Origin of the sequence: Pseudomonas sp. DWP3-1-2 (assembly GCF_049896285.1) — a bacterium.
Lineage (GTDB): Bacteria > Pseudomonadota > Gammaproteobacteria > Pseudomonadales > Pseudomonadaceae > Aquipseudomonas.
On record NZ_JAFCTZ010000001.1, the window covers coordinates 505,402 to 518,567 of the forward strand.

Sequence of the window (13,166 nt, forward strand, 5' to 3'; positions counted from 1 at the left end):
TCCCGCGCAGCCTTGGGAGTCGATGCCACACCTCGTCCTGGATCACTTGGCGCCGGCAAGAGCGGTGCACTTCGAAAGGCAGCCAATGGGCGCGTCGCCTGGGTTCCGACCTTACTTCGCGGCCGGCCTCGTGCCAGCAGCGATCTGGTTCGTCAGCCGCGCAGCAGCCGGCCCAGGGAAATGTGGCTGATTATTGTGGACGCGTCGGCCTCCACGCGGCGTCATCAGGCGTTGAGTCTCGCCAAAGGGTTGTTGGCTCAGGTATTTGATGACGCGTATCGCCAGAGAGTGCGTATGGCGCTGCTGACTGCGAACGGAAGCTCGGCACGCTGGCAGCATCAGGGGTTGAAGGCTTCAAAGGCTCTGCAACCCTGGCTGGATAACCTGGGAGCGGGCGGTGGAACGCCTCTGTTCGAAGCGTTCGATCTGGCCACCGATTGGCTGGCGTCGCGTCGCAAGCGTTATCCCGCCGAGCAGCATCGTTTGCTGGTGGTGACCGACGGCCGAGTGAAGGATAAAGCTGGGTTGGGGGTGTTCAACTGCCCCGGACTGTTGATCGATATCGAGTGCGGGCCGATCCGGTTAGGCCGTGCCGGGCAACTCGCTGCCCGGCTCGGACTTGGTTATCGACACATTGAAAGCCTCGCTGCCCTTTAGAGGCAGGCGGGCGAGCCGGTCATCAGGCTGGCATTGTCCAGGGCTCAAGACGATAACCTTCGCTGCTGATAGCCGCACGCGCTTGTTCAAGCAGGCTTGCCAGTTGCTCCGGGTCTGAATACGCGCTGCGCGGAATCTGACTGTGGCCGATGCGGGTGCTGGTCCGGTCGATGACGCTCAGGCTCAGTTCGCCGTTGCCGTCCTGTGGCGCCCACGCCACACACTGGAAGGGTTCGAAGGCGTGTCCAGCGATCAGAAGTGCATCGTTGAAGCGCAATGGGGCGTTCATGGTTATTTCCTCAGGGGGCCCGTAACAAGTTGGTCGCCGTCGGTTGGGCTAACCGTTCGGCTGGTTACTTGTGTTGATGCCAAGGAACCCGGGGTAAGTCACATTCGTTTTCGATATTTTCCTTTTATTTTCACCAGCCCCCCGTATTCAGAGGGCTGCAGACGAGGTTTAAGGTTGAGGTAAAGGCCTTCAAGCCGTTCTGAAAACCGCGCCGACAGAAAAAAACCTGCCTTTGATCGCTTAATTACATTTTGATCTGACGCTTATAGATAATCGGTACAAGTGAGTGTCAAATTTTAGCTAATGTAAGAAACGTGATCTCCAACTGCCTGTTTATAAAAAACTTTCTTATTTAATTCTTCCACCACGGCGCCAGGGAATTCTTATGCATGAATCGGCACCACCGCGACGTCTGTTAATTGTTGATCCGTGCGATGACTGTCATCAGCTGATCCCCATCCTGCAAGGCGCGGGTTGGGACGTCGATAGCAGCACTTTGGAATCTGCCATCGGCCGTAGCTGTGATGTGGGTCTGATTCGCCTCATGCCCTATCACTTCGACCATCCGGAACTGGTCAAGGAGCTGATTACACGCAGCCACACGGAGTGGATCGCTGTTCTTGCGCCTGATGATTTGCGGCGGGAAAAGATCGGCGACTTTGTGTGCGAGTGGTTTTTCGATTTCCATACGCTGCCTTTTGATGTCACCCGCATGCAGGTGACGTTAGGTCGTGCCTTTGGCATGGCGCGGTTGCGTTCCCAAGGCAGCGCTTATGTCACGGGCCCGGAGCACGAGATGCTGGGTGAAAGTCGGCCGATCCGTGAGCTGCGCCGACTGCTGGGCAAACTGGCGCCTACCGAGTCACCGGTCCTGATTCGCGGAGAAAGCGGCACGGGAAAGGAACAGGTGGCGCGCACGTTGCACATGCAGTCCCATCGCCGACACAAGCCCTTTGTCGCCATCAATTGCGGCGCCATTCCCGAGCATTTGATTCACGCCGAGTTGTTCGGTTATGAGCAAGGGGCGTTCGAAGGTGCCCAGAAGCGCAAGATCGGCCGTATCGAGGCCGCCGATGGAGGAACGCTGTTTCTCGATGATATCGGCGATCTTCCCATGGACGCCCAGGCCAACCTGCTGAGGTTCTTGCAAGACAGGCACATCGAACGCATCGGCGGTAGTGAGCCGATCCCCGTCGATGTCCGGATATTGGCGGCCACCCATGTGGACCTTGAAGCGGCGATTCGCAAAAAGCGTTTTCGCGAGGATCTGTATTACCGCCTCAACGTCTTGCAGGTCGGAACGGCCCCCCTGCGTGAGCGACATGGGGACCTGGCGCTGCTGGCTAATCATTTCGCCCATTTCTACAGCCAGGAGACCGGACGCCGGGCACGCAATTTCAGCCAGGACGCGTTGGTAGCCATGGGCAAGCACGACTGGCCGGGAAATGTGCGTGAACTGGCCAATCGGGTGCGGCGTGGTCTGGTTCTGGCCGAAGGTCGGCAGATTGAAGCCTCTGATCTGGGGTTGCTGGGGGAGGATGAGATCGTCACCAGCATGGGGACTCTGGACGAATACAAATCCCGAGCCGAGCGCCAGGCGCTGTGCGATGTGCTGACCCGGCACAGCGACAACCTCAGTGTTGCCGCCAAAGTGCTGGGTGTATCACGTCCGACCTTTTATCGATTGCTGCACAAACACCAGATTCGTTGAGGGATGTGGGGGGCTATACGCCGGGCTTCACGACTCGGCGAGCAGTCCCCGAACAGCCGCGAAAGCCTGATGCCTGCGAGTGAGCCAATCTCCGCTGATGATTTGGTAGGGCTGTTGATGCGTTTCGAACCAGCGCTGACTGTCTGAGAAAAATGCCTGACGCAGTTCGAGTTCGGGCTGGCAACGCTGCCCATCGCTGATCCACTCAACGCCCTCGGGTGCCAGCAACAGGTGCAGGTCGTAATGACGCTGGAGCAACTGGTGCTCGACCCAGGCAGGGCAATCCCCGAACAACGTGCGACTCCAGAGCATATTGCTCAACAGGTGCGTGTCGAGAATCACCAGCGCGCAAGCGGTAGCGCGGGCGGCATCTTCCTGGTCGAGTTGGCCTTGGGCAATGACCGGGATATCCGCGTACACGGTGTCCCGTTGCTGCGCGTCAATAAACTCGCGTACGTACTCACCCACCACGACGCCGCCAAAATGCGCTTGAATTTGCCCTGCCAGCCAGCTTTTACCGCTGGATTCCGGGCCGGCCAGCACGAGGACTTTCATTGGGCCGCCACCGGGACACGATGCCACTCACGCCAGCCCTGAATCGCCAGCAACAAGAACATGGCGTAGAGCCCTGCGGTGACGTACAGCGCCTCGTAAACAAACAGGCCCACAAAAATGAAATCAATCGCGATCCACAATGGCCAGCATTGCACGCGCTTCTGTGCCATCCAGACTTGCGCCACCAGGCTGAAGCCTGTCAGGGCAGCATCCAGCCAGGGCTGCGTGGCATCGGTAAAGCTGGACATGAGACCGCCCAGCAACAGGCTGGTGACCCCGCCCACTGCCAGGCCGATGAGAACCGAGCCCGGCGACAGCGATGTGACCGCACGTGGTTTTTGCGTTTGTCCTCGCTGGGTCCACTGCAGCCAGCCATAGACCTGCAGGGCGGCATAGATCACCTGTAGCAACATGTTCGAATACAGTTTGACGTCGTAGAAGATCCAGCTGTAGATCAACACCATGACCAGCCCTATCGGCCAGCACCACGAATTCTGTTTGACCGTCAGCCAGACAGCGATTACGCCCAAGGCTGCGGCGAACAGTTCAAGAGGGGACATTACTGCTCCTTGCAGGGGGGAGAAAAAGCGCGGCGATTGTAAGCGGATATTGAACAGTCCGGCAGATTTTGCTGATGGAAATGCTGTTCGGCCCCCTTAAACGCGTGCCTATGGCTGAAACGTTACTTCTGACCTCGTGACGCCACGCCCAGACACCAATGTTCAATGCGCGCGCAGGTGTCGCAAGGTCTGTTAGCATCGCGGCGCCTTGCACAAAAATGATCGCCAAGTAGCGGTTTTTACGGGCTTTTCACATTTGGCCGGGCATATTCGCAACCGTTTGAATCACCTATAACTAAGAGGCCTGCTTCGAGCAACGCTTCACTGGGGGAATGATGGATCTTTGGACCGCCGCTCAGGCATTTATTCTTGGCGTAGTGGAGGGTTTGACAGAGTTTCTGCCCATTTCCAGTACTGGCCATCAGATTATCGTCGCTGACTTGATCGAATTCGGTGGGGAACGCGCCATGGCGTTCAACATTATTATTCAACTGGGAGCGATTCTGGCGGTGATGTGGGAGTTTCGCCGCAAGATTCTTGACGTGATCACCGGCTTGCCCAGGCAGCGGGAAGCGCAGCGTTTTACCCTGAACCTGCTCATCGCGTTCATGCCCGCCGTGATATTAGGGGTCATTTTTGCGGACCTCATTCACGAATACCTATTCAACCCCATTACCGTTGCAACCGCGTTGGTGATCGGCGGGGTCATCATGCTCTGGGCCGAGCGCCGCGAGCATGTGGTGCATGCCCATAGCGTCGATGAAATGACCTGGAGCGATGCGCTGAAAATCGGTTTCGCTCAGTGTCTGGCGATGATTCCAGGCACTTCCCGTTCGGGCTCCACGATTATTGGCGGCCTGCTGTTCGGGCTGTCGCGCAAAACCGCCACGGAGTTTTCATTCTTCCTGGCCATGCCGACGATGGTTGGCGCGGCGGTGTACTCGGGCTACAAATACCGGGAACTGTTTCGCCCGGATGACTTCCCGGTGTTTGCCGTGGGTTTTATCACGTCCTTTATCTTCGCCATGATCGCCGTACGTGGCCTGCTCAGATTCATCGCCAGCCATAGCTATGCGGTATTTGCCTGGTACCGGATAGCCTTCGGTCTGTTGATTCTCGCCACCTGGCAGTTTGGCTGGGTGGACTGGACATCGGTCAAGGGCTGAATAAACCATGGATGAACCCAACCTGTCGAAAAGCAAGAGAAACGTCGAACCCGCCCGGGCCAGACGTTCGATGCAGTTCCCGCAGCTCAAGCTGATCGTCTTGATTGTAGTGTGCGCCGTTCCTTTATTCGGTGCCTTTTCGCTGCTGCTTCAGGGTTCCTGGCTGCCCGCCGCCATTTACCTGGGCATGAGTCTCCTGGCGTTTGGTCTGTATTGGCGAGACAAGCGTCAGGCCCGCCTCGACGGTTGGCGCACGCCGGAGAAAGTCCTGCACGGCGTGGAGCTGTTGGGCGGATGGCCAGGTGCTCTGCTGGCGCAGCAAGCGTTCCGGCACAAGACGCGCAAGTTCAGTTACCAAATGGTGTTCTGGCTGATTGTTCTTCTGCATCAGGTGGTGTGGATTGATTGGCTGTTTCTGGGGGGTAACTTTCTGGCGCGGCATTTCTACTGAGCTGGATTTTCAACGCGATTTGCAGGCGCTTGGGCAAACGACTCACGACGAGCTGGTGGGAGCGCGTGAGCAAGTCCTGCAATTCAACGTCCGAGAGTGAGTAGGGCACCGCCACGCTGATCCAGTAAGCTCTGGCGAGATAAGGCGCCGGGCGAATGCCGGGGCGGTCCACATAGCCCAGGAACAGTTCAGGTCCTACCTTGAACGACAGCCCTTTACCGGCAAGGTCCATCACGGCGAACATCTTGTTCCCGGCCACCGAAAACACCCGGACACCTCCCCATTTGTAATCTTCGCGAGCGCCTGGCAGGTTCAGGCAAAATTGCGCGACTTCTTCTGTCTGCATGACGGCTCCTGTGCAGGTTGTTCAAACACAACCGGTATCGGCGGTGAACGAAACGCTGACGTGTTCGATCCAGGCGCGAACCGCAGGCAACATGCCGCGTCGCTGAGTATAGGCGGCCTGAAGGTTGCCTCCGGGAAGTGACCACTCGGGTAGCAGCTGGATCAATTCGCCGCTCGCCAATTCTTCATGGCAGTTCATCATCGGTAACAGGGTGAACCCCAACCCGCGCAATGCCGCGCTTTTACGTATCGGAAAATCGTCCACTACCAGACGGGCTTGCAGGGCCACTTCACACCGCTCGCCATTGAGATGCTGCAACTGGAAGTGAACCTTGCGATCGGCCTCGATAGCGCCAAGTACCGGCAGACTGGCCAAATCCGCCGGTGTGTGAATGCGTTTACCTTCCAGCAGCGCCGGGGAGGCAACCAACGCGGCTCTGGCCGGCAACAACTGCCGTACGATCAGGCTCGGGTCTTCATCCCCGATATCACGGACGCGCAATGCCACATCAATGCCTTCGTTGACAAGATCGACCCGGCGATTGACCAGTATCAGTTCGAGCTCTACCTGAGGGTGGCGCAGTAAAAATTCGTTTACCACCGAAGACAGGTTCCAGTGAATCATCCCGACGGGGCAAGACACTCTCAAGCGCCCCCGCGGCTCCGCAGACAGGGAGGCGACGGCTTCGTCGGCCATTTCCGCCTCCAGCAGCATTGCCTGACAGTGACTTAAATAGCGCTCGCCGACCGCCGTAAGGGCGAGTTTACGGGTGGTCCGTTGCAGGAGACTGGTATTCAAGCGGGTTTCAAGCTCGGCAATGCGGCGTGACAATCGTGATTTGGGGATACCCAGTTGCCGGCCAGCCGCCGCAAACCCCCCGGCCTCGACCACCTTGACGAAGTAATAGAGATCATTGAGGTCCTGCATGGGTCTACCTATTGTCCTATGAGTAGGACGAACTATCGCATTTATGCGGGCTAATCAGCTATTGGTTTGCACGGTAGGATTATCCCACTTGATCGCCAAGCGGCGATTCTCACTTGGGAAGCACGTTATGAAACTTTTGCACATCGATTCCAGCATCCTCGGCGATCACTCCGCTTCGCGTCAGCTAAGCCGCGCCGTTGTTGAAGCATTCCAGTCCGCTGAACCTGCCAGTCAGGTCACTTATCGCGATCTGGCCAGCGATGCATTGAGCCACTTTTCCGCGGCAACCCTGGCGGCAGCGGGCACGCCGCTTGAAGGCCGTGACGCTGAGCAGCAACGGGAAGTGGACAGCAACGAAACCATGTTGCAAGAGTTTCTCGATGCGGACGTGGTGGTCATCGGCGCGCCCATGTACAACTTCACGATTCCGAGCCAGCTCAAGGCCTGGATCGACCGTATCAGCGTTGCAGGTCGCACGTTCCGTTACACCGAAGCCGGTCCTGAAGGGCTGTGCGGCGGCAAACAAGTGATCATCGTGTCGACTGCGGGCGGCCTGCACGTCGGCCAGCCTACCAGCGTCGGTCATGAAGACTTCCTGCGGTTGCTGTTCGGTTTCGTCGGCATCACCGACGTGAAGTTCGTATTTGCCCACGGCCTGGCCTACGGTGATGAGCCTCGTGCCAACGCCATGAACGCTGCGCAGAAACTGATCGCCGAAGAGTTGTTCGCCGTAGCCTGATGGTTTATCAAAACACCTCTTGGGACCGGCTTTAGCCGGGAAGAGGAAAGGGCATTCGCTGCATCTGCATCGCCTGAAATACCCTTTCCCGGCTAAAGCCGGTCCCACGGGTCAGGAACATTGTGCGAGCGCCTACAAAACCCAGCCGCGAGCTGCCTGACAAGACCGTCCAACTTTTGGGGGGACAGTTCATATCGCACGCCTGCTGAACAGAACGACCCCAAAGCCTTAACCAGGCTTTGGGGTTTTTTGTTGTGCGCCGTGCCAATCGCTCAAGAGGTCCCGGCCAGGAAATAAACCGTTGTTCAGCCGCCACCGCTTTTGTTGGCCTGCCTTGTGCACTATTTCATTCACAACCACTCAAAATCGAAGATACGCCGGCGTATAGGGGTTCGTTGCGGGGCATTTGGCTCGTCTCGGCTCCTATTCATTGGCGCGATGGTGTTCCCCAACAGTGCAGAGTAGGGGTTTTGTCATGATGCGTTTGTGTGCATTGCTGCTGATGGGTTTGCTCAACGGCGCGCTTTCGGTGCAGGCCCAGGCCGTGGAGAGCTGGAGTGTCGGGTTTCATCAGCTCGACTTCCCTGATCCGCTGGATTCGCAACCCATGCACGCCATCGCGTTTTATCCCTCCACGGATCAGGCGCAGTTGAGCAAGATTCAGGGTTATACGATTGAAGCCACTGAGGACGCCCATATTGCAATGGGCCGCTTTCCGCTTCTGGTCCTCTCCCATGGCAATACCGGCACGCCGCTGGCGTTGCACGATCTGGCCACTTCGCTGGCGCGTCAGGGTTTCGTTGTCGTTGCAGTGCTTCATCCGGGTGACAATTACCTTGATCACAGCCGTCTGGGCAGTCTGAGCAATCTTTACGGGCGACCGCTGCAGGTTTCACAGGCGATCAGCGCCGCGCTGCTCGATCCCCTGCTTGCGCCTTACCTGAGCGCTGATCAGGTGGGCATCATTGGCTATTCGGCGGGCGGCGAGACGGCGTTGATCCTGGCCGGTGCCCAGCCAGACCTGGCGCGCTTGCGCAAGTACTGCTTGCAGCGTCCGCAGGACCGTGACGCTTGCAAGACGCAGGGCCAGTTGATTGCAGACCGCGACGACTTGAGCCCACAGGCTGATCCTCGGGTCGGCGCGATTATGTTGATGGCGCCCCTGAGCCTGATGTTCGGGCGCACGGCCCTGGGTGGCGTTCACGTGCCGGTGCTGATGTACAGCGGTGATGGCGACGAACTGGTGGCCGTCGACATGAACGCAGATGCACTGGCGCGCAAGTTGCCGCAACCCCCTGACTACACATTGTTGGCTGGAGCAGGGCACTTTGTGTTCATGGCACCTTGCAGCGAAGATCAGAGGGCCGCAGCGCCCGCCTTGTGTACTGATCGCGAAGGCGTGGATCGGGAAGCTATCCATCGCTATTTGAGTGACGAAGCCGTGCGCTTCTTTGAAGGGGCCTTGGGCGTTCCCGAACTGAAGGCTGGCGGCCTGCAAACCGCTCATCAACACGTACTGCAAACACATGACTAAGCCGGGGTGGTGCTCAGGGTTTTCAAGTAATCGCCAAATCCACCTTGGGCACGTGCGTTGAGTCGGGTGCTGGTGGTAACGCGAGGCCGACAACTCCAGGCGATAGCACTCACAAGAACACCACTTCAAAGGGGCGCATTAACCTTTCCAGGGCAGAAGGCGGTAAAACCGGCTCCAGCCCAATCAACGGATCACCTTCCAGCTGGCTGGCGAACGCGTGAGCGGCATGGCGCTTGCGCGCAGTGGTCATGGGGTCCAGGAGGATTTTTCGGGCCCGATCCCAGGGCATACGCTCGTCTTCGGGCTCTGCCCAATGCCAGGCCCAGATCGGCACCTCATGAAACTGCGCGCCCACGGCGGCGGCGGCACGCGCGCTGGCGCGACCTACCGCTTCATGATCGGCATGACCGTCCTGGGCCCAGGTGGCAAACACCACATCGGTGGGGCACAGGTAGCGTTCAAGAAAGGCCACCAGTTCGTCTTCCTGTTCGGCCACCGCGCTGTCGCAGAAGCCGCCGCGAATCCATTTCAAACTGTGCAGCGGGATGTCCAGACGGCGCAGGGCTTCTGCGCTTTCCTGGGGGCGGATGATGCCCAAACGATCAGTCGGCCAGGTCTGCGACCCAGGATGACTGGTGCTCCCATCAGTGATGGAGATCAGCTTCAACGGGCGTTCCAGTTGCGCCAATTGGCGCATCAGTCCACCGCAGCCCAGGATTTCGTCATCCGGGTGAGGTGCGATCACGACCGCTCGGGAATTGACTGGCACCAGAACATCCACTGTGATAACGGGCAGTTGAGCCAGTTTTTGCGAATTATTCCATGCTTGCAGCGAGGTTCCGCCGCCCACGATTGGATTGTTTTTCATAGCAGCCACTTCCTTGATGGCGTAGCCCCATTGGAGCCGGCAGTCAGTTGACCCAGCACCGCGAGGTCTCTTTCGGCATGACTTTGCCTGAGAAATACCGGCAGATCAGCGATCAGCCGGGCGAAATGCGCGTCCTTGCAATAGGGGCTTGCCCCCAGTGCTCGACCGACGTGCATCATGATGTGTTCAGCGCTTTGCTCGACCACCCCACGACAACGCCGAGCGATAAGCTCGGCGTCGTCATGTGGAGTTGAATCAAGGCTGACAGCGGCTGCGTGAAGCACACTGGACGCGCTGTGCAATGCAATATCCACTGCACCCAAATGCGCCAGTGCATGAGGTTCATCGTGCCGACTGGCATGAAGCAACAAACGCTGGGCAATCCCGCGTGCCGCTCCCTGCCAGCAAGCGGCAATACCGATTGCCCCTTGCCAGAACCCCGGACGGGCCAGGTAGGCCCCAGGGTCGCCGATCGCCACTGCTTGAGCGTTGTCGAAGATCACTTCAACGCTGCCCGTTGCGCCCATACCCACTGCGCGCCAACCCTCAGTCGTGACGGTCACGCCCGGCTGATCCAGCTTGACCGCCACCAGTTGCTGGCGGTCCTGCGGGTCCCAGACGGTCATGAGTGCGTGGCTTACTACCGCGGCACCCGAACACCAGGCTTTGCGGCCGTAAAGCCGAGGCTCCTCGCCCTGTAGGTGAAGATTGACCCGGGTCTGGGGAGGTTCGGCGGTCCAGGCCCCCCACGTGCTGCCCGAGTCGGGCGGGGCAGCATGAAGCTCTTGCATGATCGCCAGAGCATCCGTATGACCTTCGAACAGTTTGCACAGCCCCAGGTCATGTCCGGCAACGCACGCCAGCGCCTGCCAGCGCTCAAGTGTCTGACCCCCGGCAGGCAATGGCAGTTGGTCCAGCCCTTCATTGACCAGCGCCTGCAAGCCCTCACCCAGCGCACGCGTGTCGGCATAGCCGTGCTTGCGCCAGTCAAGAAACTCGCTCAGCGCCAGGCTCATGGCTGTTCGTCGCGCTGCAATTCAAACAGCAGCAGGGAGCGCGCAGTCACGGTGTACTCGGCACCAAAACCAAACTCTTCGTGCAGGCGTGTATCCGGTTGGTTGGTGTCGATCAGGCAAGTCCAGTGAGCACCTTCAGGCACCTCAGGCAACGTGAAGTTGACCCCGTCATGGTGGGAGTTGACCACCAACAGCAAGGTGGCGTCAGAACCCGGACGACGAATACCGGTTTCCTGGGCGCGGCCATCCATCAGCATGCCCAGGCAACGGGCGTTGGCGTCTTCCCACTGCTCGATGCCCATTTCGCTGCCGTCCGGAGACAGCCAGGTCACGTCCTTCACGCCGATTTCTTCATTGTAATCGCCCACCAGGAAGCGGCTACGACGCAGAATCGGATAGGTCTGACGCAGCTTGATCAGACGTTTGACGAACTTGAGCAGCGCCTTGCCGTCTTCGTCCAGATCCCAGTTGACCCAGCCGATTTCACTGTCCTGACAATAGGCGTTGTTGTTGCCGTGTTGGGTGCGGGCAAACTCGTCACCGGCGACCACCATCGGCGTGCCTTGGGCCAGCAGCAAGGTGGCAAAGAAGTTACGCATCTGCCGCAAGCGCAGGGCGTTGATTTCCGGGTCGTCAGTCGGGCCTTCGACGCCATGGTTCCAGGACAGGTTGTTGTTACTGCCATCCTGGTTGTTTTCGTCGTTGGCTTCGTTGTGCTTGTCGTTGTACGACACCAGGTCGTGCAGCGTGAAACCGTCGTGGGCGGTGATGAAGTTGACCGATGCCTGAGGACGGCGACCGCGCTGGTTGAACATGTTGCCCGATGCCGTCATGCGCCCGGCGAAGTCGGCCAGTTGGGCCTCGTCACCTTTCCAGAATGCCCGCACGGTATCGCGGAATTTATCGTTCCACTCCATCCAGCCTGGCGGGAAGCCACCGACCTGATAACCGCCCGGGCCACAGTCCCACGGCTCGGCAATCAGTTTCACCTGACGCAGCACAGGGTCCTGGCGGCACGCCACGAGGAAGCTGTGACGCTCGTCGAAGCCGTCGTGGTAACGGCCGAGAATGGTTGCCAGGTCGAAGCGGAAACCATCGACGTGCATTTCTGTCGCCCAATAGCGCAACGAATCCGTCACCATCTGCAGGACGCACGGATGACTCAAGTCAAGCGTGTTGCCCGTACCGGAATCGTTGATGTAGAAGCGCTTGTCATCCGGCATCAGGCGGTAGTACGACGCGTTGTCGATACCGCGCATGGACAGGGTAGGGCCCAGCTCGTTGCCTTCGGCCGTGTGGTTGTAAACCACGTCGAGGATGACCTCGAGACCAGCGTGGTGCATGTGCGCGATCATCTCCTTGAACTCGGCGATCTTGCCGTGGGCAAGGTAACGCGGGTCCGGGGCGAAAAACGCGATGCTGTTGTAGCCCCAATAGTTGGTCATGCCTTTTTGCAGCAGATGCTGGTCATTGACGAACGCATGGATAGGCAGCAGTTCGACGGAGGTCACACCCAGCTTGCGCACGTGATCAATGACCTGCTCGACCATCAGGCCGGAGAACGTCCCCTTGAGTTCATCAGGTACGTCCGGGTGGCGCATGGTGAAGCCGCGCACATGGGTCTCGTAGAGAATGGTTTTGTCCCACGGCACACTGACCCGCTGATCGCGACCCCAGGTGTAAGCCGGGTCAATGACCTTGCTTTTGGGAACGAAGGGCGCGCTGTCGCGCTCGTCAAAGCTCAGGTCGCCATCGGGATGGCCGATGGTGTAGCCGAACAGGGCTTCAGACCATTTCAATTCGCCGACCAATTGTTTGGCGTAGGGGTCGATCAGCAACTTGTTGTGATTGAAGCGATGGCCGTTTTGCGGGTCATAAGGCCCGTAGACGCGATAGCCATAGATCAGGCCCGGATGCGCATCAGGCAGGTAGCCGTGGAAGATCTCATCGGTGTATTCCGGCAGCTCGATTCGCTCAAGCTCCACTTCGCCGGTCGAGTCGAACAGGCAAAGTTCCACTTTGGTGGCGTTGGCCGAGAACAACGCGAAGTTGACGCCCAGGCCGTCCCAGCTCGCACCGAGGGGGAAGGGCAAACCTTCCTTGATGCGCGAGGGATTGGCCTCTGGAGCCCCTGGCTTTTCCTGGGGGGACTCGGCTTTGGGAGCCTCTTTTTTTGCGGTTTTGGATTGCTGCGTGCTCATGGTTAATCCTGGTGTCGGAGATTTTCAAGGCGGCCGAGGCCGCTATCGAAGCGTTGACTTCAACAAAAAACTAAAAAAAGGGGGACTGCCGCAGAGGTCGACCGGTACCGGGTCATACCTCTGCGGTCTTGATCTGACGCTGGGCC

At 58.7% G+C, this 13,166-nt stretch carries 13 protein-coding genes and 2 pseudogenes; 6 read left to right on the top strand and 9 right to left on the bottom strand.

Going from position 1 to position 13,166, the window contains the following annotated elements:
- The first annotated feature begins 12 nt into the window (after nucleotides 1-12).
- Nucleotides 13-657, top strand: a complete 645-nt coding sequence (locus ACP7B0_RS02430) for a vWA domain-containing protein (RefSeq protein ID WP_426139332.1) — start codon at nucleotides 13-15, stop codon at nucleotides 655-657.
- 22 nt (nucleotides 658-679) lie between these two features.
- On the opposite strand, the gene ACP7B0_RS02435 is transcribed toward ACP7B0_RS02430, so the two are convergent.
- Nucleotides 680-946: a hypothetical protein gene (locus tag ACP7B0_RS02435; protein ID WP_426139333.1), complete on the bottom strand. Its 267-nt coding sequence runs from the start codon at nucleotides 944-946 to the stop codon at nucleotides 680-682.
- Between the two features lie 385 nt (nucleotides 947-1,331).
- On the opposite strand from ACP7B0_RS02435, the gene ACP7B0_RS02440 reads away from it, so the two are divergent.
- Nucleotides 1,332-2,657 (top strand): sigma 54-interacting transcriptional regulator, encoded by a 1,326-nt coding sequence (locus tag ACP7B0_RS02440; RefSeq protein WP_426139334.1) that lies wholly within the window; start codon nucleotides 1,332-1,334, stop codon nucleotides 2,655-2,657.
- A 27-nt stretch (nucleotides 2,658-2,684) separates the two neighbouring features.
- Here ACP7B0_RS02440 and ACP7B0_RS02445 read toward each other — a convergent pair whose 3' ends face one another.
- Together ACP7B0_RS02445 and pnuC are read right to left on the bottom strand one after the other, a co-directional pair.
- Nucleotides 2,685-3,212, bottom strand: coding sequence for an AAA family ATPase (locus ACP7B0_RS02445; RefSeq protein WP_426139335.1), 528 nt, complete (start codon nucleotides 3,210-3,212; stop codon nucleotides 2,685-2,687).
- On the bottom strand, nucleotides 3,209-3,772 hold the full coding sequence (gene pnuC, locus ACP7B0_RS02450) for a nicotinamide riboside transporter PnuC (protein WP_426139336.1): 564 nt from the start codon (nucleotides 3,770-3,772) through the stop codon (nucleotides 3,209-3,211). Before pnuC ends, ACP7B0_RS02445 begins: the two co-directional genes overlap by 4 nt.
- A 335-nt stretch (nucleotides 3,773-4,107) precedes the next feature.
- Here pnuC and ACP7B0_RS02455 point away from each other — a divergent pair, with 335 nt between their 5' ends.
- Nucleotides 4,108-4,938: an undecaprenyl-diphosphate phosphatase gene (locus ACP7B0_RS02455; RefSeq protein WP_426139337.1), complete on the top strand. Its 831-nt coding sequence runs from the start codon at nucleotides 4,108-4,110 to the stop codon at nucleotides 4,936-4,938.
- A gap of 70 nt (nucleotides 4,939-5,008) precedes the next feature.
- Complete coding sequence (locus tag ACP7B0_RS02460; protein WP_426140043.1) at nucleotides 5,009-5,389, top strand: DUF1294 domain-containing protein; 381 nt, start codon at nucleotides 5,009-5,011, stop codon at nucleotides 5,387-5,389.
- A gap of 4 nt (nucleotides 5,390-5,393) precedes the next feature.
- On the opposite strand, the pseudogene ACP7B0_RS02465 reads toward ACP7B0_RS02460, so the two are convergent.
- Together ACP7B0_RS02465 and ACP7B0_RS02470 are read right to left on the bottom strand one after the other, a co-directional pair.
- Nucleotides 5,394-5,735, bottom strand: a pseudogene (locus ACP7B0_RS02465) (MmcQ/YjbR family DNA-binding protein); the annotation flags it as partial.
- 21 nt (nucleotides 5,736-5,756) lie between these two features.
- Nucleotides 5,757-6,662 (bottom strand): LysR substrate-binding domain-containing protein, encoded by a 906-nt coding sequence (locus ACP7B0_RS02470; protein ID WP_426139338.1) that lies wholly within the window; start codon nucleotides 6,660-6,662, stop codon nucleotides 5,757-5,759.
- Nucleotides 6,663-6,789: 127 nt separating this feature from the next.
- Between ACP7B0_RS02470 and ACP7B0_RS02475 the strand changes: the two genes are divergently transcribed.
- Nucleotides 6,790-7,401, top strand: coding sequence for an FMN-dependent NADH-azoreductase (locus ACP7B0_RS02475; protein WP_426139339.1), 612 nt, complete (start codon nucleotides 6,790-6,792; stop codon nucleotides 7,399-7,401).
- Between the two features lie 475 nt (nucleotides 7,402-7,876).
- Nucleotides 7,877-8,935 carry an alpha/beta hydrolase family protein gene (locus ACP7B0_RS02480; RefSeq protein WP_426139340.1) on the top strand — a complete coding sequence of 353 codons (1,059 nt, stop codon included), beginning with the start codon at nucleotides 7,877-7,879 and terminating at the stop codon, nucleotides 8,933-8,935.
- On the opposite strand, the pseudogene ACP7B0_RS02485 reads toward ACP7B0_RS02480, so the two are convergent.
- From ACP7B0_RS02485 to glgX, 4 genes and pseudogenes are all read right to left on the bottom strand, one after another.
- A pseudogene (locus ACP7B0_RS02485) lies at nucleotides 8,932-9,039 on the bottom strand (glycosyltransferase); the annotation flags it as partial. The gene ACP7B0_RS02480 and the pseudogene ACP7B0_RS02485 overlap by 4 nt on opposite strands.
- A 5-nt stretch (nucleotides 9,040-9,044) precedes the next feature.
- Nucleotides 9,045-9,803 (bottom strand): PIG-L deacetylase family protein, encoded by a 759-nt coding sequence (locus ACP7B0_RS02490; RefSeq protein WP_426139341.1) that lies wholly within the window; start codon nucleotides 9,801-9,803, stop codon nucleotides 9,045-9,047.
- Nucleotides 9,800-10,819, bottom strand: a complete 1,020-nt coding sequence (locus tag ACP7B0_RS02495) for an acyl-CoA dehydrogenase (protein WP_426139342.1) — start codon at nucleotides 10,817-10,819, stop codon at nucleotides 9,800-9,802. The genes ACP7B0_RS02490 and ACP7B0_RS02495 overlap by 4 nt, the downstream gene beginning before the upstream one ends.
- Entirely contained in the window at nucleotides 10,816-13,020 is a 2,205-nt protein-coding gene (gene glgX / locus ACP7B0_RS02500) for a glycogen debranching protein GlgX (RefSeq protein ID WP_426139343.1), read from the bottom strand. Before glgX ends, ACP7B0_RS02495 begins: the two co-directional genes overlap by 4 nt.
- Nucleotides 13,021-13,166 lie beyond the last annotated feature (146 nt).